17 protein-coding genes, 1 tRNA gene and 2 pseudogenes are annotated in these 23,883 nt (G+C 43.9%); 7 read left to right on the top strand and 13 right to left on the bottom strand.

Going from position 1 to position 23,883, the window contains the following annotated elements; genetic code table 11:
* Positions 1–13: 13 nt before the first annotated feature.
* Positions 14–1,273 carry a hypothetical protein gene (locus QGN29_RS05480; RefSeq protein ID WP_310799688.1) on the bottom strand — a complete coding sequence of 420 codons (1,260 nt, stop codon included), beginning with the start codon at positions 1,271–1,273 and terminating at the stop codon, positions 14–16.
* 251 nt (positions 1,274–1,524) lie between these two features.
* Here QGN29_RS05480 and QGN29_RS05485 point away from each other — a divergent pair, with 251 nt between their 5' ends.
* Positions 1,525–3,321: an AMP-dependent synthetase/ligase gene (locus QGN29_RS05485; RefSeq protein WP_310799689.1), complete on the top strand. Its 1,797-nt coding sequence runs from the start codon at positions 1,525–1,527 to the stop codon at positions 3,319–3,321.
* A gap of 9 nt (positions 3,322–3,330) precedes the next feature.
* Here the strand turns inward: QGN29_RS05485 and QGN29_RS05490 are convergent, their stop codons facing one another.
* From QGN29_RS05490 to QGN29_RS05525, 8 genes are all read right to left on the bottom strand, one after another.
* On the bottom strand, positions 3,331–4,026 hold the full coding sequence (locus QGN29_RS05490) for a transporter substrate-binding domain-containing protein (protein WP_310799690.1): 696 nt from the start codon (positions 4,024–4,026) through the stop codon (positions 3,331–3,333).
* Positions 4,027–4,148: 122 nt separating this feature from the next.
* Positions 4,149–4,925: a transporter substrate-binding domain-containing protein gene (locus tag QGN29_RS05495; protein ID WP_310799692.1), complete on the bottom strand. Its 777-nt coding sequence runs from the start codon at positions 4,923–4,925 to the stop codon at positions 4,149–4,151.
* A 112-nt stretch (positions 4,926–5,037) separates the two neighbouring features.
* Positions 5,038–5,823: a substrate-binding periplasmic protein gene (locus QGN29_RS05500; protein WP_310799693.1), complete on the bottom strand. Its 786-nt coding sequence runs from the start codon at positions 5,821–5,823 to the stop codon at positions 5,038–5,040.
* 8 nt (positions 5,824–5,831) lie between these two features.
* Positions 5,832–6,335, bottom strand: coding sequence for a DUF6702 family protein (locus QGN29_RS05505; protein WP_310799694.1), 504 nt, complete (start codon positions 6,333–6,335; stop codon positions 5,832–5,834).
* Entirely contained in the window at positions 6,335–8,842 is a 2,508-nt protein-coding gene (locus QGN29_RS05510) for a M1 family metallopeptidase (protein WP_310799695.1), read from the bottom strand. The genes QGN29_RS05505 and QGN29_RS05510 overlap by 1 nt, the downstream gene beginning before the upstream one ends.
* A 142-nt stretch (positions 8,843–8,984) precedes the next feature.
* Positions 8,985–10,598, bottom strand: coding sequence for a M56 family metallopeptidase (locus tag QGN29_RS05515; RefSeq protein WP_310799696.1), 1,614 nt, complete (start codon positions 10,596–10,598; stop codon positions 8,985–8,987).
* Positions 10,599–10,606: 8 nt separating this feature from the next.
* Complete coding sequence (locus QGN29_RS05520) at positions 10,607–10,987, bottom strand: BlaI/MecI/CopY family transcriptional regulator (RefSeq protein WP_310799697.1); 381 nt, start codon at positions 10,985–10,987, stop codon at positions 10,607–10,609.
* Positions 10,988–11,143: 156 nt separating this feature from the next.
* Entirely contained in the window at positions 11,144–12,562 is a 1,419-nt protein-coding gene (locus QGN29_RS05525; RefSeq protein WP_310799698.1) for a M28 family peptidase, read from the bottom strand.
* Between the two features lie 142 nt (positions 12,563–12,704).
* Between QGN29_RS05525 and QGN29_RS05530 the strand changes: the two genes are divergently transcribed.
* Genes QGN29_RS05530 through QGN29_RS05540 form a run of 3 tightly spaced genes read left to right on the top strand, consistent with a single transcriptional unit; the run spans position 12,705 to position 15,697 of the window.
* Positions 12,705–13,121, top strand: coding sequence for a VOC family protein (locus tag QGN29_RS05530; RefSeq protein WP_310799699.1), 417 nt, complete (start codon positions 12,705–12,707; stop codon positions 13,119–13,121).
* A 57-nt stretch (positions 13,122–13,178) separates the two neighbouring features.
* Positions 13,179–13,541 carry a hypothetical protein gene (locus tag QGN29_RS05535; protein WP_310799700.1) on the top strand — a complete coding sequence of 121 codons (363 nt, stop codon included), beginning with the start codon at positions 13,179–13,181 and terminating at the stop codon, positions 13,539–13,541.
* 41 nt (positions 13,542–13,582) lie between these two features.
* Complete coding sequence (locus tag QGN29_RS05540) at positions 13,583–15,697, top strand: multicopper oxidase domain-containing protein (RefSeq protein ID WP_310799701.1); 2,115 nt, start codon at positions 13,583–13,585, stop codon at positions 15,695–15,697.
* Positions 15,698–15,743: 46 nt separating this feature from the next.
* On the opposite strand, the gene aroA is transcribed toward QGN29_RS05540, so the two are convergent.
* Positions 15,744–17,093 (bottom strand): 3-phosphoshikimate 1-carboxyvinyltransferase, encoded by a 1,350-nt coding sequence (gene aroA, locus QGN29_RS05545; RefSeq protein WP_310799702.1) that lies wholly within the window; start codon positions 17,091–17,093, stop codon positions 15,744–15,746.
* A gap of 132 nt (positions 17,094–17,225) precedes the next feature.
* Here aroA and QGN29_RS05550 point away from each other — a divergent pair, with 132 nt between their 5' ends.
* Together QGN29_RS05550 and QGN29_RS05555 are read left to right on the top strand one after the other, a co-directional pair.
* A complete protein-coding gene (locus QGN29_RS05550) occupies positions 17,226–17,561 on the top strand; it encodes a TIGR02300 family protein (RefSeq protein ID WP_310799703.1) in 336 nt (111 codons plus the stop codon).
* 31 nt (positions 17,562–17,592) lie between these two features.
* Positions 17,593–17,668 (top strand) — tRNA-Ala (locus QGN29_RS05555).
* Between the two features lie 128 nt (positions 17,669–17,796).
* Here the strand turns inward: QGN29_RS05555 and QGN29_RS05560 are convergent.
* Together QGN29_RS05560 and QGN29_RS05565 are read right to left on the bottom strand one after the other, a co-directional pair.
* Positions 17,797–18,497: pseudogene (locus QGN29_RS05560) on the bottom strand (integrase core domain-containing protein).
* Between the two features lie 62 nt (positions 18,498–18,559).
* Positions 18,560–20,722, bottom strand: coding sequence for a cytochrome c3 family protein (locus tag QGN29_RS05565; protein ID WP_310799704.1), 2,163 nt, complete (start codon positions 20,720–20,722; stop codon positions 18,560–18,562).
* Positions 20,723–21,142: 420 nt separating this feature from the next.
* Here QGN29_RS05565 and QGN29_RS05570 point away from each other — a divergent pair.
* A pseudogene (locus tag QGN29_RS05570) lies at positions 21,143–21,304 on the top strand (IS3 family transposase); the annotation flags it as partial.
* Between the two features lie 22 nt (positions 21,305–21,326).
* Here the strand turns inward: QGN29_RS05570 and QGN29_RS05575 are convergent.
* Positions 21,327–23,612, bottom strand: a complete 2,286-nt coding sequence (locus QGN29_RS05575; protein ID WP_310799705.1) for a winged helix-turn-helix domain-containing protein — start codon at positions 23,610–23,612, stop codon at positions 21,327–21,329.
* Positions 23,613–23,883: the final 271 nt, after the last annotated feature.

A 23,883-nucleotide genomic window follows, 5' to 3' on the forward strand; every position in this document is an offset into this window, starting at 1 on the left:
TTAGTTGATACTTTTATTCATCAACTTCTTGCGACTGTGCTGATATTTTATCAGGGTTTGGTTGGGACCTTGGTTTCAATGTCCCGTCTTTCATCAGACGGGCTGTTCTCTTTATTGCTGTTTCCAAAACTGTTTCAGTTGCTGCATAAGGTGCGATAATGCTTGAACTGCCATCTTGGTTCCTTCTTACAACTGCCAAGGAAAAGGCCTTGTCAGTGGGTAATTTGTCTAAGGGCATATCGGGAAGTTTGTGAAGTGCTTCATGGGCAGAGTCTAAACTGCTGGCATTAAAGGCGCCCCGTTGTTTTCGTCTTTCAAAGCGCTCTTTCTTCACACATCCTTTGATACCACCAGATTCTGATTTGATGAACTCGACAAAGCTATCTGCATGCTGTCCTTGCCGCCAGGCATAAGAAAGGGCTGCTGCATATTCAGTTAACCGGGTTTTATCGTACTGCTTGCCAAAAACCAATTTTAAAATTGGTGTAAAAGGGGCCCGTTCTTGGCTTTTTAACTCATGCTCGGCCAAAAGTACTGCGAGAGCATTTGGTGTATTCAAGCTCGTTTCATAAAAGCCAAGGGTCGTGGCTAAGGCTTGGTAGAGATGGTCATGAGCGTTGCCAGGGATCGCGGCAACTACTGCAGCATTATCTTGGCATGTGGCCAAAAGACCGCCTAATTCATTGATGACTTCAGTGGAAGGCACGGCCCCCTCATCTTGATCGAGTGTGACTTGGTCTAAAATGCAGAGGGCAAAATCAACCCTGTTCTCTGCCTTCGTCAATGGCATCACGAGGGCATGTATATTGATGTCACCAATCACTGTTTTTGCAGCATAGAGGGCAGGCTTATCTAACATCTCCGAGAGTGTACGATCGAGCATCTCAAGGGAATTATGATTGTCTAATTCTTTTATGTTAACCCCAGGATTAAATTGCCCACCAAGAGTACGGGATAAATTTTCGCCAACAAATCTTATAATCCAACCAGATTCAGTATTCATTAAGAGAATCGAATTGGCTTTGAAGGGACTGAGTGCTTCTGGTGTTAATTTCGAAAAAGCAGGAATGAAAGGTCCATGGCCTTCATCATCCTGGATGGTTGCCCAGAAATATGCTGCAGAAGAAAGGAGCGATTGACCTGCAGCATAATGTGTCAAATCTTGCGTGATTTCCGTGACAAAAAAGTTGTCTTTCCCGTCCGAAATCTCTTGCCAGAGGGGATCGATCTCAAAATCTTGAGACACGTTATTGCTTGTACTGTCTGTGGTCATTTACCGTAACCTATTGACAAAGCAGTCCCTATTTGACTGCATTTTAGATTCTGACACTTTATTCTTATCACTGCAAGTCTTTTCGACACGCAGCACGACTCCTTGCATCGGGGTCTTAATATTGGAAGAGTCTTGCGTCAATAGAGAATTAAATCTTATTGAAAATTGGTTTCGCTCTTGCCTTCTTGACCTGACTACCTAAATCAGAGACTATGGCGTGACGTAAAGATAGACAAAAAGTGGGAGGTCTTATGCCGATCAACAACTGGCCCAATCTAGTATCCATGTTTTTCGATCAAGTAGAAGCCAATGCTTTGAAACCAATGCTGCATGCAAAAAAAGACGGGGCTTGGGTGTCTCTCTCTTGGCAGGAAGTGGCTAAACAAGTTGCTCAATTAGCACAAGCATTGAAGCAAATGGGTATTGAAAAGGGAGATCGGGTTGTTCTGGTCTCGGAAAATAGGCCTGAATGGGCGATTGCTGACTTAGCCATAATGGCCGCAGGTGCGATTAGCGTTCCCACCTATACAACTTATACGCCTCGTGATTATTTACATATTCTAGAAAATAGCGGGGCTAAGGCCGCCATTGTTTCGACCAAAGCTTTGTCTATGACCTTTCTAAAGGCTGCGCATGAATCAGAGGATTTAATGCATACAATTTGTATGGAAGATCCTGATTTATCGCAACAACTTGATGTGACAGTCTATGACTGGACACAACAGCTTGCTGCTCAGGACGGAAATGTAGCAATGGTGAAAGCATGGTCAGACCCTGTGAAACGTGATGACATTGCTTGTTTGATTTATACATCTGGTACTGGGGGTGCTCCAAAAGGAGTTATGATCCATCATGGTGCTATCCTTCATAATTGTGAAGGGGCGGCTGAGGTTATTAAAGAACTGGGGTTAAAGAATAATTCTTTTTTATCTTTTTTACCTCTGTCTCATGCCTATGAACATTCTGCGGGCATGTATCTACCGCTCTCAATTGGGGCTGACATTTGGTACGCAGAAAGTTTAGATAAATTGGCGGCCAATATGGAAGAAGCAAGTCCGACGATCATGGTTGTTGTACCACGACTCTTTGAAATGCTGCGTCTTAGACTCATGCGTCAGATGCAAAAGAAAGGCGGGCTTTCTTCAAAGCTATTTGATCGAACCGTCGCGCTCGGCATGAAAAAGTCTATTGGAGAAGAGTCTCTCTCCTTCTTTGAAAAACTCCAAGACTCTCTTTTGGATATATTGGTTCGGAAAAAGGTACAGAAAAAATTTGGGGGACGGATCAAAGCACTTGTTTCCGGAGGGGCGCCTTTGTCCCCGGATGTTGGTTTTTTCTTTGCAGGCCTTGGTTTGCCGTTGTTGCAAGGGTATGGGCAGACAGAATCTGGCCCTGTGGTCTCTGTTAATCCACCTTCTGATCCCCGAATGAGTACGGTGGGTAAGATTATGAAAAATACAGAAGTTAAAATTGCTGCGGACGGCGAGATCCTTATCCGGGGTGAATTAGTTATGAAGGGCTATTGGGGCAATGACCTTGCTACAAAAGAAGCTCTTAAGGAGGGCTGGCTTCATACGGGGGATATTGGCATCTTAGATAATGAAGGATTTCTCTCCATCACTGATCGCAAGAAAGATATCCTGATCAATGATAAGGGCGATAACATCTCTCCTCAAAGAATAGAAGGATTAATTGCCTTAGAAAACGAAATCGCTCAAGCGATGGTTTACGGTGATCGTAAGCCTCATTTGGTCGGCTTGGTTGTGCCTGATCAGGAGTGGCTTGTGGAATGGGCAAAAGCAAATAAAAAAGAAAGCCGTAAATTGGCCGACCTTATGGATGATCCAGATCTTAAGAAGGCATTGGATGCTGCTGTCAGGCGAGTGAATGGACGCTTGTCAAACCTTGAGAAAATCCGGAAGATCATCATCGCCAAAGAAGCTTTTTCAATCGACAATGAACAAATGACACCAACTTTAAAAATTCGCAGGCATGTGATCTGTGACGCTTATCAAGAGCGTCTAGAAAGTCTATACGGGAAAAAGTAAGCGTTGGCCTTATGAGGTGAAGGGATAGATATCCTCAAAACCAAGCTTGATGAAGATAGGTTTGAGGGTTCCGTCCTGATGTTTTGCAAGCAGCCATTGGTCGAGCTTAAGTAGGATTGATTTTTTCTTCGTTGTCTTTTTCATGATTGGGAACAGTTCGAAGTTTTTAAGAATGGGAATGGTTCTTAGACCTTGTTCATTAAGCTGCTTATAACTCATGAGACTGAGTAACTCACTGTTTGACTCTATAAGGGCGTCCAGAGGCCTGTTCTTTAAAATTTTAAGCCCTTGAGGAAGATTGTCCAGTTCAAGGCTGCGTCCTGTAAAGCCAAAAATTTGATTGAGATCTTCTCCACGGTGCCAAGCCAAGTAACGATCGTTGGTGAGATCCTTAACGGACTGAATGTCACTTTCTTTTCTGACTATTGCAATAATATCAATCTTAGCGAAGGGTAACTTAGTTGCATCCCAAGGAAGGGTTGGATCTTTATGCTTATACATATAGACGTCAACACGGCCATCATCAAAGGCCTTTTCAAGGCGGCGAACAGGCATGACGACATAGTGACAAGTGTAATTGAATTCCTTGCAGAAACTCGTCATAAAGATTTTTGAAGCTTGGCGAGTCTTTGGGTTTAAACGATCAGAGGATCCGAAGACCAAGTCAGGGGAAATTTCTTCTGCAAGTGCTGAACATGAGACCATGATCAGTATCATAGAAAAAAATTTAAAGTGAGAGCGCATGCATGCCTATAGTTCTGAATTACTGCAATTTATATAATAGCTGAGTATAGGCCTCCCTCAAGGAAAATTCGCTGAAAGTAGTCCTATTTTATCCATTTTTGCCAATTTTTACCAAAGGGATAAACGTCTTGATATCCGATCTCTTCATATAATTTTTTCAAGAGGCCTTTAGCGTGTTGATCAAGATACCAGTCATTTAATTGTTGTAAGAAGAGGGTTTTGTCGTTGGTGGCTTTCATGACAGGAAATAAGGGAACATCCTCCAAAATTGGGATTGCGGAAAGGCCCTGCTCTCTCAATTTATCGTAACTCATTAGGGCAAAGAGCTCGCTATTCCAATCAAGAATAGCATCAATTGGCCTCGCTTTTAAAAGACGAAGACCTTGCTCCAGCGTGTCCAGTTCCACATGATTGCCTGAGAAGCCTATGGTGGATCCTAATCCATCTCCTCGGTGCCAAGCCAGAGTTAGACCCTTTCGTTTATGGTCAAATACTTTATCTGGATAATTTTCCGTGAGAACAATGGCGAGTAACGTTGTGGCAGCAAAGGGATGGTCGGTAATAAGTCTACCGGGACCTTGTACATGGTCTTGATACATGACGATGTCGATTTTGCCTTGTTCAAAGGCTCGCATCAGCCGTCGAGAAGGGATGGTTAGAAACTGACAAGAAAGCTTACTTTCTGTGCAAAAGCCTGTGATGAGTTTTTGTGTGATAGACAATGTTTTTTGGTTCAGTCGGTTTGGTGCTCCAAAGGTTAAATCATATGTTTTAAATTCTTTTGCATAAGAAATTGGTGTCACTCCTAATGTGAAAGTAACTAAGAGAATCGTATAAAAAATGTTCATTTTATTACTCATTTATAGCCCCATATCTGGCGGTATAATGAAACTATTTCACGTTTTTAACAATGTTTAGTTAAAATTTGATGAAAATAACCATAATCGCCAAAAGTGCACTGAGCGTTAGAAACTATTCTTCGGATTTCATCCATTTTTTCCAGTTTTTGCCATAAGGATAAACAAAGCTTAAACCATGTTTTTGGTATATATCGTAAAGAATCCCAGCGTGATGCTTGTTATCCATCCAGTCACTGAAAGCTTTGAGCAAATGTCCCTTGCTGTTGCCCTGATCCATAACTGCAAATAGAGGAAGGTCTTCTATGAGGGTCAGGATAGTGTACCCCTTCTGAGAAAGTTTTTCTATAGAAGTCTGCAGTTGAATTTCAGACCCATATTGAACAAATGCATCCATTCGTCCTCTCTCTAATTGGTTGAGAGCTTGATTTAAACTATCAGAGAATATTTTGTCCCCCTCAAAATTCAATATCTTCTCAAGGCCAAGTGATCTCATAAAGCCAAGTTTATGATCGAAGATGGTTGCCTCAGATTTGAGCGTAGGATGGTCTTTTGGGACAATAGCCCAAACATCGATTGTGACGATAGGATTGGCTGACCGGAAGTCCTTTTTATTCACGGTATGATCATAAAAAAGAACGATATCTGTACCGCGATTACGAAATGTTTTTAGGATTCGAGCCACTGACATTTCGCGGTCTTTACACTCTTGTTTTATGTCTGCACAAAATTGAGAAATAATATCACGAGCAAAGGATTTAGACTGAGCACTGCTCGCATAAGTTAGACCAAAGACCAGAGGATCCTCTGCTTTAGTGTTTGAACTGAAAGCTGAGATAAGCCCTATCGTACAGAGAAATAAGGAAGAGATGAATTTCAAAGCTTTTGCGCGAGTCAGCATGGGGTTCTTTAACTTAGATTTATAGATTGAACAGTCATATTACTTTTAAAAATTAAACTAGAGACAGCATTGTTGCTTTCAACATTGACTAAATTTTGCTGGTCTGCCCAGATATTCATCAAGATTTTATTTGTGATACTTGCAGTTTGAGTAAGAGGGGGGGAGGAAAATTCCTCGTAGACCCAAAAATAAGCCCCATCAATTTCATATCCAACAGATTTTATAGGGAGAGCTTTTCCGTTTATTTTAATCTGAAAATTCGCTCTCACATAGTCTGCAAAGATTTGCTGAGTTTTTTTTGAGGCGATAAGATCTGCCCGTGGCCCCTCAATGCGTCCAGCAGCATGTTCTGCATCGTGCACATAAAAGCGATGCATAATCTCATAGGCTTGAGAGCGCTCATTATACTTTATGACTGTGAGGCCTTCTTTTTGCTGATGAGCAGTGACAGGGAACCAGAGGAGTCCCCCCATCACAAGAATAATGCCGAGTTTTAAGAGAGCAGACTTCATTATTTTTCTGTCACTTTGTCGACTTTGTCACTCACTTTATCCGTTTTAGTTGGCGCTTTTTTTGCGTCATCCGCTTTCTTCTTTTCAGCATCAAGCCATTTTTTCATGCGGCTTGGTTTGTAGCCTTTGCCTTTGTAGATCTCAACCCGACTTGGTATGATCTGACGCGGATAATAGTTATTGTCCAAATCTGTATCCGATGTCTCCCAATCAGGGTCTAAAACCACCTGCTTAAGTTCTTTTCCTTTAGGAAAAACAAGAAGCTTGTGGACTTGGTCAGGAGTACGGCGCCAAATTTCCGCAGGGATGTAGTCTTTACTGCGGCTGCCATCTGTAAATTCAAGGCCAAGAATAACAGGCATAACAAGTCCGCCTTTATTATTTAACTCAAGAATATAATAGGATTTATTGTCCTTTATCGCGCGCTCAAAGACGGTGCGCTGCCAAGCGTAATCTTTATCCTTTTCAAGACCTTTTAGATATTTGCCCAGCGCTTTATGATCAGCTTCTAGAATGTCATTCACTTTAACTTCATCATAAAAATCACGAATATCTTCATTCTTTTCCATCCATGTTTTTTTACCGTCTTTGGCATTCTGTTTTAAAAAGATTGACTTGGTATGCTTTTCTAAACGCTCAGTCTCTTTGACCGGCTTCTCGACCAAGGGATTTTTGGTATCAACGCGCAGTTTATAGACAGCATCAAGCGAGATATCTACATGATCGGTTGTGTAAAACCATCCCCGCCAGAACCAGTCAAGATCTACGCCGGATGCTTCTTCCATTGTTCTAAAGAAGTCAGACGGCGTTGGACGTTTAAATTTCCAGCGGCGTGAATATTCTTTAAAAGCAAAATCAAACAGTTCTCTGCCTAAGATTGTCTCACGTAAGATATTGAGCGCAACAGCTGGTTTTGCATAGGCATTGGGTCCGGGACGCCACAAGCTATCAGCTTGGGTCATAATAGGGACTTGCTTGTCCGACTTCATATAAGCCACAATATCTTTTGGTTCAGCGCCCCAACTGACAGAGGTATCCCACTCACGGCCTGCCACCGCATCAAGGAAACTATTCAGGCCTTCATCCATCCATGTCCATTGGCGTTCATCGGAATTAACGATCATTGGAAAATAATTGTGGCCAACTTCGTGGATCACAACGCCAATAAGATATTTTTTCATACCTTCGCTATAGGTCCGTGTGCCGTCCTTATGCAGTTTGGTGCGAGGACCATTAAACGTGATCATCGGATATTCCATACCGCCAACAGGGCCGTTGACACTCTGAGAGGTAGGATAAGGATAATCAAAGGTGAAATGGCCGTAGACTTCCATGGTATGAATGATGGAGGCTGTCGAATATTTCTTCCAGAGATCGCCCCCTTCTTTTGGGTAGAAAGACATGGCCATCACTAATTCTTGGTCTGCACCATCTTGTTGATAGCCTTGAGCGTCCCACATGAATTTTCGAGAAGTAGCCCAGGCAAAATCGCGTACATTATCAGCATCAAACTTCCAGGTTTTTACTGCATCGGTTCCCGCCGCCTCATTCTCAAGAGCTTCTGCCGCGGTCACAATAAAATGTGGTTTGTCTGCTGTTTCAGCTTCTTTTAGGCGTTTCATCTGTTCTTTCGTTAGAACGTCTTTAGGGTTTTGCAGGGTACCTGTCGACGAAACAATATGATCCGCAGGGACAGTCATCTCTAACTCATAATCACCAAATTCAAGGGTGAATTCGCCGCGGCCTAAAAATTCTTTGTTGGTCCATGCTTCATAATCTGTATAGGCATGCAGTCTTGGGAACCACTGAGCGAAAAGGAAGATGTCATTGCCCCCTTCTCTCTTGTCATTTGGGAAGTGTTCGTAACCACCCCGTGCATATATGATGTTTTCATCAACAATATTAAAAGCAAATTCGACGTTGAATTTTACTTTTTTGCCAGGTTTGAGAGGGCTCTTGAGGTCTACTCTCAGATTTGTGCCCACAAGGGCAACATTGAGTGGGTTACCCTTAGCATCGGTTACATTCAAAACGTCATAGCCAAACCTGTTGTCATCCATATATTGCTGGCGTCTTATTTCTTCCATCGAGAGGCCGTGGGCCTTTGTACGATTACCAAGTTTGGTTCCTGGTCCGCGCCGACCAATTCCTGCAAAGGCTGTTGATTTTTCAGCCATGCTGTCTTTTTTGAATCGGTTTTGGTCAAGCTGCAGCCAAAGATAGCGCAGAGTATCTGGGGAATTATTGGTATAAGTTATTTCTTCTATGGCTTCTAAACGGCGTTTGTCTTCAAGAAGTGTCGCCTTGATTTTATAATCTACTTTTTGTTGCCAATATTTATGACCAGGCTCGCCGGCTGCATTTCTATAGACATTTGGGGTTGGCAAGATTTCATCAAGCTGTCGGAATTTATCTTTAAATGTGCCTTTTGTTTGTTCAACTTGTGCAAGGACACTGCTGTTTGCAAGGATGACTGCAATAAAAAGTGTGCTCAATAGTCTAATCATTTTAAACCCCAACCTAGATAAATATATTAAAGAGGGGGCACCATAACCAGTCCTTTTGGAGAATACAAGGTAGAGAGGGAATTCCCTCTCTACCACTATATTAACTGCAAAAAATCATCGAAGATTTCTCAAATGGGCAAGGTTATTTTTTTGCGCCACGGTTGGTTAAAAATCTTTTTATTTTCTTAGACTTAGCCATACTTAGGGGGCTGCGGTATTCTTTTTTACCGCGGTAATCATTGACTGTGACGCCAAAATTCACGTCTGCCCCTTTTTCCACAAGATATTTCACCATGTTGAAATTTCCATTCCATGAGGCCTGAATCAGAGGTGTTTCATCACTGGAAACAAACCCGTTCACATCTGCGCCTTCAGAGATAAGAAGCTTGGCGATTTCCATGTGATTATCGCGAGCAGCCATGATTAAAGGATTGCCGTCCCCTTGAGCGGACTGATTAACATTAGCACCAAGTGAGATTAAATGTTTCACCATATCAATATCACCCGTCTTAACCGCAATGATAAGGGCGGTGCCATCGCCTTGCAAAGGAGTGTTAATATTGAGTCCGCCTTGAATAAGCATGTCAATTTTTTTGTAATTGCGGTCTTTAATCAGTTCCATCAAATACTCGCCTTCTGCACGAGAAAGTTTAGAGTAGTGATTGGCTTCTTGTTCTAAGAGCGTTAAGTTTACATTAGGTGCGTAAGCATTCACCGATCCATAAGTCAGAGCGGAAAGGGTTACGCAAGTTAAAGCTGTCATGATAGCCCGAGGGGCTTTTATTGTTTTCATAGTGAGTACCTCGTTTATTCTGTAGTGAAGTTCTTTCTTTTTACTAAATAATCCCATTGCTAGGATATTTCTGCGTTCCCGCAGCATGAGATGGGCACAATCCACAAGGGACTGAGCATAAGATTTGCTGTTCGCAAGATGCTTCACAGCTCTCATATCGCACGCCAACTCTCGCGTGATATGAATTTGTTGATTGAGGATCCGCATAATAGGGCTCCACCAAAATAGAATGGCTAATGTTTCCTGACCCAAATTAACCCATAAGTCGCATCGGTCTATATGTGCTTGCTCGTGCAATAAAATGGATTGAAGTTGCTCTGGTTTAAGCTGATGCAAGAAATGATCAGGGAGTAAAATTGTGGGCGCCAATAAACCAACAGCCATCGGTGAATGGATGCTTGGGGCAGACATAAGAGGAGCCATATTGTCAGGCATGGTGCCGGAAGCAAGATCCAGGCTGCGTGCAGTTTGCACCGGGCTTGCTTGCCTGATCAGGTGTTGAGTTCTGAAAAAGGTCCTGAGGACAGAAAGAGTTCGCCAAAGAGTGCCCATGCCCCATATCCCAAGAAAGATAAGTAAAAGGGGCGTTAAAAATAATACTGTAAGGCCTGAAATTGTCCATTCTTTAGGCGGTTGAACGGCTGCTGAGGCTTGCTTGGGTGTTAAAGCGGCGTCTCTTGTGATCTCAGAGGTTCTCTCACTAGATTGATCCCTTAGAAGGGCCTTCATCTGTGAGGCTTCCCCTTGCTGACGCTTGATCTCTGCGGATAGAGCGGACTCGTTTATGAAGACAGAGAAAGGCAATAGAGTAGCTAAGAGAAAAGCTGTTACCCACACCCAACTCTTCAGTTCAGCGGTTACAGAGAAGAATCGAAAGAGAAGGGTCAGTCCTCCCAATAACAACAGCCCAATGGCCAGATGGTAGAGGATGAAGGTGGTCAGTATGGAAAGTTCAAATAACATGAGATCTCTTACTCGTCCGCTTGATCGATTTTCTTTTGCAAGGCTTCAATGTCCTTGATTTCCAGATCTGTTTCTTCCATGAGATGCTGAGCAAGGAGCTCAGGTGAGCTCCCAAAGAAGCGATGAAGCAAACTCGTGAAAGCACCGCGTTGGGCTTCTTTCTGAGTAATTTGTGCTGAGTATAGGAATGCTCGTCCTTCTTTGTGGTATGTAGCATAGCCTTTCTCTGCAAGAATTTTGCACATGGTTTGAACAGTTGTGTAAGCCACGTCCTTGTCCCGAGATAAAATCTCTGTAATTTCTTTCACAGAGCAATTTTCTCGTTGCCATAAGATTTGCATGATGGCTTGTTCGCCGTCAGTTAGGTGATCAGATTTTTTGCGGGCCATGGTATCCTCATTAAAACTAATTCTTTAGGATTTAATGATACTCATGCGAAAAACTCTGTCAACTAATTTATTAGTATTTAATGTAAGTCTATGTATTTAAAGAATATAAGACGAGAACAATTATCCCGTCTTATTGTGGTATATATGAAATGATCTCTACTGAGAGCTGTCTTTTTTGAGCGGCTTTTCAAAGGCACCCATCACATAAGGAAAAACCACAGGGCTCTCAGACCCATCCTTTGCAACACTGGCTACACCAAAGAAATAATTATCGATCACTATATTTTCTAAAGTAAAACTGCGCGTATCAGCTGGGACAAATCGACTGAAGCGCCACTGCGCATCTGTCGTGTATCGCCAGTAAATGCGGAAGCCTTTTAAATTATCCGCCTTAACGGATTCCAGTTGATCACTTCTGAGGGTCCACGAGAGAGTAGTCGAGGGTCGAACAGCGCCTTCCAACACAACATCCGCAGGAAAGGGTGGTGCTCCGGCCATTGACGCTAGAGTGACCACATTCAGACTGGTGAGCTTGGCAGCATACTCCCAGTCAACATACTCAACCGTATCTCCATAATGACGGCCATCTTCATTTCTTAGATCTTGGTGCTGACGGTCATAATGTTCATTGGTTTCCATGATTCTTACACCGGGTAGGCCCTCTGCGTTAAAGGGGCGGTGATGGCCGCCGCGACCAAAGCGATCCAAGCGATAAATCATCATGACATCTAGATTCGGTATATAGTCATCAGCGAGTCGGTCGACGAGTCGTGCGATGTTCCTTGAAGGACTATCGACCTCGCCGCCCAAAAACCGTCGGCTTCTGGCTTCTTGGCTCGTTTCCATGGCTCGGGTGCCTTCAGAAAAGACACGGGCTGTGGTGTTATTTTTTACACCGTTGATGCCTTCACTGTTGCCAATCATGTCATTATTAATAACTCCCATGAAGCGCCAGCCCTTTTCTTTGGCATGACGCGCGACGGACTTCCCACCAAACAAACCTTGTTCTTCTCCGCTAAGGCCAGCATAAACAATCGTTCCAGCAAAATCGTGATGACAGAGGACACGGGCAGCTTCCATGGTGCCAGCCATGCCTGAGGCATTATCGTTGGCGCCGGGACTGTCATCGGTTCCATTAAGCGCATCAGAGATCCGGCTATCAATATCCCCTGACATCATGACAACCCGCGATGGGTCAAGAGTTCCTTTTTGAACGGCGAGAACATTCACCACCTCAGTCGGTTCTGGAATACGGCCACGAGGATTCTTATCGAGGGGCGTGTGGAACACTTCAGAAACTGTATAGACTTCGAGCTTATTTTTGCACGTGGCATTCATGGCTTTAAATTCGGCTTCAATCCAACGCCGAGCAGCCCCAATTCCTCGGGTGTCAGAGTGCGTGTCCGATAGCGTATGGCGGGTGCCAAAGCCTGCTAATTTTCGAATATCAGCTTGGATACGATCTGCGGATACTTCTTTGACCATCTGATGGAAGCGCGTCACGTCTTCCGCACCGCTTGCACCACTTGGTGCGCTGAGTAGCGCGAGCGCTAAAAGTGATGATAAACCCTTCATTTCTCTCTCTCCTTATGACCCCAATTATTTGATGAACAAGGTAACATGATTTGCTTTCATGGCAAGGGCGATTGACTCTTACGCCGAATCAGATTATAAGAACATAACAAGAACAAAAAAAGAGTCACGGCAGGAGGGTAGAATGGATACCAAGACTTTAGTTACACAGATAAATGTTAATATTGCAGTGAAGGATATTGAACCTAGTTTAGCCTTCTGGCAGGCGGTAGGCTTTCAGATTACGGACAGTGTGCCCGTTGATGGACCAGAGGGGTCTGGCCCTTTAGGTTTTGCAATAATTTCTAATGGCCAACAACAATTTATGATGCAAACTGTTGAGAGTATCGAGGGGGATATGCAGTCTTTCAAAGGCAAAGATTTGCTTTCTAGTCCGGTCTTACTTTTCATTGTTGTCGCTAATATTGATGCCATAGATGAAGTTCTTCAAGATTTTGATCAGGCCTTCCCGCGCCGAGAGACCTTCTACGGCGCAACAGAAATTGGATATTATACGCCTGATGGAACTCAAGTTACTTTTGCTGAATTCAAAGAAGGTTAGTTTTGTTGACAGCCTTGTGAGTTGTTCCTCTTGATTGCTTATGCTAGAGAGGGGTTTATGAAATATATTCAGACATTCATAGGGACCGTCTTAATTTCCCTCTGCTTTATTCAAGCGGGGGGGAATAGTTTGGCCTCAGTGTCGTCCTTATTTCACCAGCCAGCTCTAGAACAGAGTTCAACAGACCATATGATTATCTCCGAGGGAGACTGTCATGAGGAGTCTGTGAAACAGGCTCGGATGTCTGATTGCGGTGATTGTCCTGCAGGATGTCCAATGATGCAATCCGTCTCTTTATGGGCGCCTAACGTTGTTATAATCTTTGGTAAAACCAACTCTGCGACAAAAGTTTTTGAGCCTAAAAGCCCTACGTCTCTTGCGCATCGCCCAAGTGCACCCCCACCAAAAATCCTTCTCTAATTCACTATTTCTACTGAATTAATGATTTTTAGGATTTTACGATGAAAACTATAGTTGGTGCTCTTATTAGCACTTTTATCTTCGCCTGTTCCCTTCAGGCGGATGAGAGAAAATACGAATTTGATATAGAGTATAAAACAGTCAATTTTACTGGTAACCCTGTGAAAGCGATGGCGATTGGGGGCTCTATTCCAGGTCCCCTGATAGAGGCGACAGTGGGGGATATACTGGAAGTGACCTTCCACAATAAGATGGATGTGATGTCAACAGTGCACTGGCACGGTATTCTTTTGCCGCCAGAGCAAGACGGTGTGGCGTATCTGAATACAAAACCCATTGCGGCAGGGCAAAGTTTTACCTTTCGGTTTGAGATTAAGCATTCAGGAACTTTTTGGTATCATAGCCATACCGGCCTGCAAGAGCAGCGGGGAATTTATGGCCCCATTCGCCTTTTGCCGAAAGAGAAAAAGGCACCAGTTCTGCAAGATAAAATGCTTGTTTGGTCTGATTGGACAGACGAAAAACCGATGGATGTTTTGCGTAATCTTAAGCGCGAAGGCCATTATTATGAAAACAAAAAGGGCAGTTCTCAAGATTGGCTAAAAGTCATTCAGAATGGACCGAAAGCCATCAAAAACCGACTTTATGCCAGCTGGACTCGCATGGGCCCTATGGATTTATCTGATGTTGGGTATGACGCCTACCTTGCTAATGGTGCGCTAGAGACTCAGTTGGCAGAGGCGAAGGCAGGTGAAACGGTACGTGTGCGTATGATTAATGCAGCGGCTAGTAGTTATTTCACTGTAGAATATGCAGGCGGCCCTATGACGATCGTTGCCATCGACGGTGTTGATGTCCAGCCCATAAAAGTGAAAAAGCTAAAGCATGCAATCGCGGAGACCTATGATGTAGAAGTAACAGTCCCAGCCACTGGAAATTTTGAATTGCGGGCAACGAATATTGATGGGACTGGTCAGACTTCTGCCTATATTGGTCACCCATCTGCTCCAAAGGTGAAGGCGCCAGATATCCCTAGGCCCAATCTATTTTTAATGGATCACCGTGAGCATATGAAGGGCAAGGAAACATCACCACAGCCCGAGGCCGAATCGAAGACAGAAGATGCCATGATGCCGATGACTTCTTGTTTACCGGAACATGCTGCCATGGGCCACTGTACTATGGTGCAGGCCGAAGGAGAGGTGATTGAACATCTTACTACGTATGCCCCTTTAAAGTCAGTGACACCAACAGAATTTGATACGGCTATGCCTGTAAGGAAAGTCCATTTAAAACTGACGGGGAATATGGAACGTTATATTTGGTCTTTTAATGGAAAAACACTATCAGAGGCGGATCGCATTCAAATTAAAAAGGGCGAACGGGTCCAGTTTATCTTTGAAAATACCACGATGATGAGCCATCCCTTGCACCTTCATGGCCATTTTTTCCGTGTGTTGAATGGTCAAGGAGCCTTTAGTCCTTTGAAGCATACAGTAGATTTAGTGAGCATGGGCACCATTACCATTGAATTTGAGGCTAATGAGGAACGGGACTGGATTTTTCACTGTCACAATCTTTACCATATGAAAACTGGTATGAGTCGCGTGATTTCTTACGCTGGTACCAGTCAGATTGACGATCAATTTGCGCGAAACCTTTCTATGGATGATCATTGGTTCAAATTTGCTGATCTCGCGGTGCTCAGTAACCAGCAGTTTGGTTCCTTGTGGATGGTGAACAATCGCAATCGAGTTTCTCTTGATTGGGAAGGTGACTATAAGGGCTCTGCTGAGATTACCCTGCAAGGGACGTATTTTATTGATAAATTTACCGAGCTCATGGCTGGCATAGAATTGGAACGACATAAAGAGCAAGGACACACGGTAGAAACAGAGACCATTGGTTTCATAGGCTTTTCGAAAATGTTACCCTTTATGCTTCAAAGTGAACTGCGTCTTGACACAAAAGGTGTCTTTAGGTTTGCAATAGGCAGTCACTTTAATATTACAGAGCGAGCAGCAGTCGATTGGCACTGGAATACAGATGAAGGTTTTGATGTGACGATTGATTATGAATTTAGTAAAAAATTATCACTCATTGCACGTCGGTCCCATGAATATGATTTTGGGGTGGGACTGAAATTTAAGTTTTAAGCTGAGCTTAGAAAAAGGAAAAGCGGCTCAAGGGCCGCTTTTACGTTTAGTCTAAAGAAGCTCCCAGTCCTTGCATAAGATTTTTAAACCCAGGAAAACTTGTATTGATTGGGCTTGCATCATCAATGGTGATTGCTTCTTGGGCCATTTGTCCCAGAATTGAAAAACTCATGGCTATGCGGTGATCCAAATGACTATCAATGTGACCACCGCCCTTGACTTTACCGTTGTTGCCGACAATTTCAATGCCGTCTTCTAGTTCAGTGAATGAGACACCACATGCTTTCAATCCTTGCGCCATAACAGCGATTCGGTCTGATTCCTTGACTCGTAATTCTTCGAGTCCAGTAAAGCGGGATGTCCCTGATGCGACTGAGGCTGCACAGAAGAGCACAGGAAATTCGTCAATCATGGTCGAAGGATGCACAGGTAAGTCAGTAACGCCTTTGAGCCGAGCTGCTTTCACTCTAATGTCCGCAACAGGTTCACCGCCAAGAATTTGCTCGTTTAGAAGGGTAATGTCAGCCCCCATATGCTTAAGGGCAAAGATAATGCCAGTTCTAAGGGGGTTCATACCTACATTCTTAAGTGTTACATCAGACTCTGGAATGATTGAGGCGGCCACTAAAAGAAAAGCGGCACTGGATATATCGCCAGGGACATCCAAATCAATGGGGGAGAGGGTAACGGGTCCAGTAATAGAGACCGTGCGGCTGCCGTCTTCGTGATCAGAGACCATAAGATCAGCGCCCATTGCTGATAACATACGCTCAGTATGATCACGAGTCGCAACCGATTCCTTGAGAGTCGTCACGCCCCGTGTGTTTAAACCTGCAAGCAAAACACAGCTTTTGACTTGCGCACTGGCCACAGGACTTTCATAAGATAAAGGCTGGGCAGTGCTGGTGCCTGTAACGGCAAGAGGCAGGCGCCCATCACGGCGGGTCATAAAGCGGGCCCCCATTTGTTCCATCGGCGTAATAACCCTTTTCATAGGGCGACCTCTTAAGCTTCCATCGCCGGTCATCGTGGCTGTTAACTCATGGCTGGACAGCAAGCCCAGGATCAAACGCGTGCTGGTCCCGCTGTTACCCATGTCAATAACATCTGCGGGTTCCTTGAGGCCCCCAACGCCGACGCCGTGGATCCGCCACTCGCCATTTTCAGATCGGTTAATGTCTGCGCCCATTTGTCGCATCGCCTCTGCAGTGGCTAAGACATCTTCGCCTTCTAAAAGCCCACGGACACGGCTCTCTCCTACGGCGAGGGAAGAAAGCATCAAACTCCGATGCGAAATGGATTTGTCACCGGGCACTTGAACAGTGCCTTTTAAAGAATCGCCTGCTGATGATTTCATAGAAGGGTCAATATTTTGGATTTTAGGCTCTTGCGTCATGGGAAATAGCACTTTAAAACAGATAAGTAATAATTTTAAGCTCAATTGTTGCTAATTTCTTTGACACAATAATCACTTTCTGGCAAGGGATGCGACAAAATAGTTTATGGTCGGCTTTCAAAGGAGAGAACCGTGGTAAAAGAAGAATGGGGTACAAAGCGTACGTGTCCAAAATGTGGTGAGCGTTTTTACGATCTCGGCAATGCAGACCCAGTAACATGTATTGAATGCGGTACAGAATGGGCTCCAGAGCCTATCTTGAAATCGAAGCAGCCAATCATTGCTGTAGAACAAGTCGAGAAAAAAGCGGAAAAAGAAGAGTCTGAAGATCTAGATCTCGAAGTCGATGTTGATATTGATGACAATGACGATCCAATCCTCGGCGATGTCTCTCTTGATGACGATGATGATGTTGAAGTAACTGGTATGGTTGATACAAGCCTTTCTTCAGACGGTGACGAAAGTTAATTCTTCTTTTTGTCAGTCATCCTAACGGTTAGGGGCCTTAGCTCAGCTGGGAGAGCGCTTCGCTGGCAGCGAAGAGGTCAGGAGTTCGATCCTCCTAGGCTCCACCAAATAAAACAAGGGGTTAGCGCATTTGCTAGCCCTTTTGTTTAGCGGTGACCAAAACGGTGACTATGATTAGCTTTGGGCATCCCATTGACCCGACCCCAGTAACGCAGCCACTTTTTATGTAACCATTTTAATGTGATTTTTGTAAAGGCTGATGGATGTGGAGCCCCGGAGGGGCGGAACAGCTATCAGCCGGTAAAATCGTCTTTGGTGCTGGTGGGCGATAGCCCAAACTGCTATGTGGCCTGACAGTGTTGTAATGCTGTCGCCACTGTTCAATGATAATCTTTGCTTCTTTTAATCCATAGAATATTTCTCCGTCCAATAGCTCATCTCTCAACTTCCCATTAAAGCTTTCATTGTAGCCATTTTCCCAAGGCGACCCTGGATCGATGTAAAGCGTTTTAACCCCAATTTGTTTCAGCCAATCCTTGATCCGTGGCCTGCGCCACTGTGTTGACCGCACCTGACCAATGGCCTTGCAAGCCCGACGCTGTGACACGTCAAGCTTGCGGACAATATGATCAACAAAAGTTCTACGACGAGAAGGCTCTACCAGTTTCCCTTGGCGGCCTCTTTGAGAATGGCGTTGTCTAGGGATAGATCAGCTACCAATCGCTTCAATTGTGCATTCTCTTTTTCCATATCCTTCAGGCGTTTAGCTTGCTCGACTTTCATGCCGCCGTATTCCTTACGTCATCGGTAGTAGGTCAACTTGCTGACGCCTAACTGGCGGACAGCGTCAGGGACAGAAAGCCCTTGACCTAATAAAATATCTGCTTCTCTTAACTTAGCAATTGCTTGCTCTGGTTTGTAACGTTTGCCTGACATCGTAATCTCCTTTTTGCTTGCCAGAATACTACCTAATACTGGCTGCATTTGAAGGGGCAAGGTCATAACTTAGATATCCTGGTTTCAATTTGCCTTTGATACACTGTATCACCACGCTCAGCAGCGAAAGAGCGGGCGAGCTGCAAGAGTACCGGATCAAAGCGATGGCGCCGCAGTGCTGCTTTGACACCACGATATGCCTTATCAGGTTGACCCATACTGTTCAACGCTACCAAATAAACATATACATATCGTGCATTATTTCTATCCGCTTTTGTAGCCCTTTCAAGCTGTATAAGAGCCTGAGCCCTATCCCCTGAACGAATTAACGCAAGACCATATGAATGCAATATTGCCCCATCAACATTCTTTACAGTTGAAGCTTTGGCAAGCATGCCTACTGCTTCATTTTCACGACCCGTTTGCCTAAGAAGTTCTGCAAGATTGACCAAAGCAGGCGCAAAAGACGGATCCTGCTTTAAGCTTTGGCGGTATTGACGCTCAGCCTCATCCATGTCACCGCGACGAACAGCATGTTGAGACAAATTCATACGCCCTTCACCGCGCCAACTACTTATCCGATCAGCCTGTAATAGCTCTGTAAACGCAGCTTTCGTCAAATCAGCGCTAGGGACTGAAAGCAAAGTGCGTGCTGCTTCCACACGAACAGCCTTAAATTCATCATCAAGCAGCGGACTGATAAGGGTATGCTGATTTTCTGGTGGCAACACTGCTAACGCGCGTATAGCGCCGATACGTAACAGTGCAGAAGGGTCATTCAGCTTGCCTATTGCAAGATTAATCAAATTCCTATCCGCAACGCGGGGGATCAGGCTTAGTGCCGTTGCGCGTGTAATAGCCGCAATGTTGTCGTCATTTATTAATGTGTGCAACTGACGGCGGGCAGAAGGATTACCGCGCCGGGCTTTATGAACTGTCACCGCATTCTTATTGCGATGCTTGCTACCTGGAAACCAGTGATTTAATTGCTTTGCAGCCCAGCTATTGGATTGATCTGTATGGCATGTTGTGCAGGCATTGGGGCTTCCTGTTTGGATACTGATATCAGGCCTTGGAATTTTAAAGCTGTGATCACGGCGCGGGTCAACCACCATGAAACTACGTTCTGGCATGTGACAGTTCACACACATGGCGCCTTTTGTGTTTGTTTTATGCTTGTGATGTTTAGGTGTATCAAACACAGGGGCGCTATGGCACTGGGTACACACTCCGTTCCCTTCTGCCTTTAATTTCAGGCTATGACTGTCATGGCAGTCAAAGCAGCTAACGCCTTTTTGATACATCTTGCTTTGTAGAAAGGATCCCCAGACATAGACTTCTTCCTTAATCTGACCATCCGCAAAATACAAAGGATCATCCAATAGTGTAGGTGAAAACTGATCCATAAATTTTTTAGAAGGGTCAATACCGTCCCTTAAAGGCGATCGCAGACTATGGCATGCGCTACATACTTCCATTTCAGGACGGCGGCGCTGCCCCTTACCAGACCAAGTGGCTGTATGCGCTCCTTCTTTCAAAGTAAACCCACCCATGTCATTTAGATAAGACATCAGGTCGTCTTTCCAGCCTGGTGGGTTTTTACCCATTGTGTTTTGCGCACTAGCATGCGCTGAAGCGTCCACATGACAAGAAGAACAGGATATATTCACCTTTGAAAAACTGGTCTTAAAGACATCCCGTTTTTCATTATAGTTACGTTTAAGCCCAGTTGAATGACAATCAGCGCACATACCGTTCCAATTCTGCAAGGGTTGTTGCCAATGCAAACGATCACCAGCGGGCAAATATTCATCAGGATATATATGGAACCAGCGCTGACCACCTTTTGATTCGTCACGGCTATCCCACGCAAAGGGCAATACCTGATATTTACCCTTATCTGTTTTTACCAGATATTGCTGTAAGGGCGTCACGCCAAATGTATAGGAAATAGAATAGGTAACGGCCTTACCATCCTTATCCTTAATAGCAACCTGAAAGCCATCCTCTGTTTTTAAAAAGATGGCTGTTTGACTATGATGATCAATGGTAACGCCGGAAAAATCACCAAGAACGCTTTCCTCAGTTGCGGTCGCCATCGCCTGCGCGTGATGGGAAATCTGCCAGCCCCCATATTGATCGATGTGGCAGGTACGGCAGGTGTCATCCGCCAATAAAGGTAAGGAAAACAACCCAATAATTATTGCTATCAATATTCTATGCATGCTCACCTTCAACCCAACTGGGGTCAACAAACATGAGAAACCCAGTTTTAAAACTCATATCTTGCGACATATAGAGCAGTATTCACCTTTAGTTGCAACTATCTTTGCTTTCAAAGAAAGTGATAGGTTTAAGAAATTCTAGCCAAAGATTTTTTGGGCAAAAAAATAAACCCTGTGATCGGCGACTTTACAGCACTAAGCACCGAGAATTTATACGAAAGCAGAGACTTGAAACCAGTCAATAATACCTATGACATATTGGCATCTATTCTACGTAATCACTTGGGTCTAAGTAAAAAAACTATAAGCAAACACATCTTTCTTGATCAGCAATTAAACTTTAAAAATATCTAAGTCCATCGAGATCTAGGTTAAACCATATTGCTATAGAGTGATGAGCTTCCACATGCTTAGGAATTGGCTGGCAGCGAAGTCTTCGATTATATAGAAATGTTCTATAATCCAAAAAGAAAGCACGGTAACAACGGATTGTTGTCACCAATCGATTTTGAACAACAAACTAAATTGGAACGACAAAGTGTCTATAAATCTAGGGGCATCTCAATCTTTAGAATCTATTAAGAGTGGTTTTCTAGACAGCCGGTTAATTTGACTGTGCCGTATCGCTTAAAGTATTTACAACCTTCTCTCGCAATTCATTCACACTCTTCTCGTGCTTCTGCAATAATGCTTTGAACTCAACGTCTTCCTGAAGAGGCTGTAAAAGGTGGTTGTTCTGCAGTGTCCACCATTCCTTATCGTAATAGGGTAGCCAGCCCATGTTTAAGGCGTTTTCTAGGTGTTGTATTGCTTTTTCTTTGTTATTTAACTGGGCATTAATTTCAGACAGAGTGAATTCAGCTTGAATTTTATCGAACACCTTACCCAGCTTTAGAAATGCTTGTATGCTATCAAGCAACAGGTTCGCGCTCTCAGTCTCCCCTAACTTGGATAAAGTAGCTGCGTATAATACGAAGGTTAAATAGTTGTCTGCTGTGATGGCATGTCGTGTTCGAGATGTATCGTGATGCCCTGTAGGGACCATTTGCAATATAGTCTCCTTGGCCTGTTTAAATTTTTCCGCACGAAATTGCGCAGTGGCTAGATTGAATAAAGCTCTCTGGTTATTCGGTCGATGTACGGCGATACGCTCTATAAGTGGCAGCAAATTTTGATCCTCGCCTTTTAGCCCCAAATTGATCAAATCCAAAGAATGTAAAAAGTGACCATGTTTTGCTTTCATTTTAGCAAGAATGCTTTCGGCAATGCTATTTGCGCCAATGCTGAGATAGGCCAAAACAACCTGTTCACAATATTCATCGCTAGAACAGTTTGTGAAAAGCTCTGCATTTGCTGCCTGCCATTCAACTATGGTGATAATTGACTTTTTATCATGCCTGAAAACATGCGTTGATTCAATTGCATGTGAGATGTGATCTGGTTCAAGAATGTAAGCGCGTTGATACATTCGTTGGGCTGCATCTTGTTGACCAATTGACTGAAGATATTTGCTGTACGACCGTTTAAGAGAGGCGGATAACGGGTTAAGCGCAATGGCCTGGCTCATGTGTTTGACGACTTGCGCCTGTTTGCCCATCAGCTTTAATAATGTGCTATACCAATTGTGGGTGGTGGCATTATCCTCAAGGGCAAGGGACTGTATAAATGCTTGTTCTGCTTGCTGTACCACTGTTGAATCCGCAGCAGTAAAGTGTCTTTCATAACTTGCCCTAAGGGTGAGAACCATTCCCTTTGCAGCCAGCGCCGCTGGAGCGTTGGGTTTTAATTCTAATGCTTTTTCTATGTGTGGCAGGGCATAGCTTACGGCTTTTTCCTCGCTCCAGTTGGAAAACCGATGCAAAGTAGCATAGGTAATGCCCAGACCAAGATGCGCTTCAGCATATTCCGGTTCTAACTCTAGCGATTGTTTGAAATATTTCACAGCCTTATTCAGTGATTTTGGATTTCTCTGCCGCCAGTGATATTGCCCCATCAAATACCATTCGTAAGCTTGTGCATTAACGGGCTTAGCATGCTGTCTTTTCTGATCTGAACCGGGTTGGATTATGTCTTGTACAGTGGCACTGATAGTGTCTTGAAGTTTAAAATAGTTGTCGGTTTCACCGTCAAAAATTCTTGACCAAAGTTGTTGACCGTCTTTTGTGCTGACTATTCTGACATTTATTCGAACCTGTTTCCCCATGGTTTGCACACTGCCATCCAGTAGAGTGTCAACCTGTAAGGCTTTACCAATATCTATTGCATTATATTTGCCGCGGTACGTAAAGGAAGAATACCTAGAGATCACTTTTAAGTGATTATTTTGCGACAGTTGATTGATAATAGCATCAGATAATCCATCGGTAAAATGCAGATTGTCTTGCGCTGAACTATGGTTCTTAAAGGGCAATACAGCGATGGAATGAATAGGTAGAGTTTCTGTGGCCGTTCCGTCATCAAAGTTAATAAAATAGACAGCCAGCGACGCTACTAGCACCAATAAGGATATGACGCTTATAGAGATACGAGAGAATTTTCTTGTTTTACTGCTAACCTGGGCTGAGGGTGCTACCGTTTTAACATCGGCTATTAAACTATACCCAACACCTGGTAGGGTTTTGATGAATGTTGGACTGCGTGCATTATCGCCCAAGGCTTTTCTGATTTTATTGATCGTGACAGACAATATGTCCTCAGCAACTAAGCTTCCTTTCCAGACATGGTCAAATATCTGGGCTTTCGTGACATTTTTTCCCGCATGCTGCATTAAAAACAGAAGCACTTGCATGCTTTTATTATCAAGAGAGCGTTTGTCGTCTTTATTGTTTAGGCTATTCGTCCTCGGACAAATTATCCATGACCCTAATTGGTATTGTTGGTTTTGTTTCAAGACGCACCCAAATGTAAAAATACAAGCTTATGAATAGTAATCGATTGTAGCTTGATGTACCAGAAACCTGATGATGTCAAAACATCTATGACTGGTAAACCTTAGTTTTCGCAGATGAAAACTGACATTTAAGAACATTTAAGAACATTTAAGTTGTTTCGAAAGGGCTGGCTTGTAGGTTTCCCGCAACCGTTACCACGGCTGGTGTGTAAGACTGCAAAGGACTAAGAATACAGAGGACTAAGTGACGTTGCTTTGTCCCTTTCATATA

It is taken from the genome of Temperatibacter marinus (assembly GCF_031598375.1).
GTDB classification, from domain to species: Bacteria; Pseudomonadota; Alphaproteobacteria; order Sphingomonadales; family Kordiimonadaceae; genus Temperatibacter; species Temperatibacter marinus.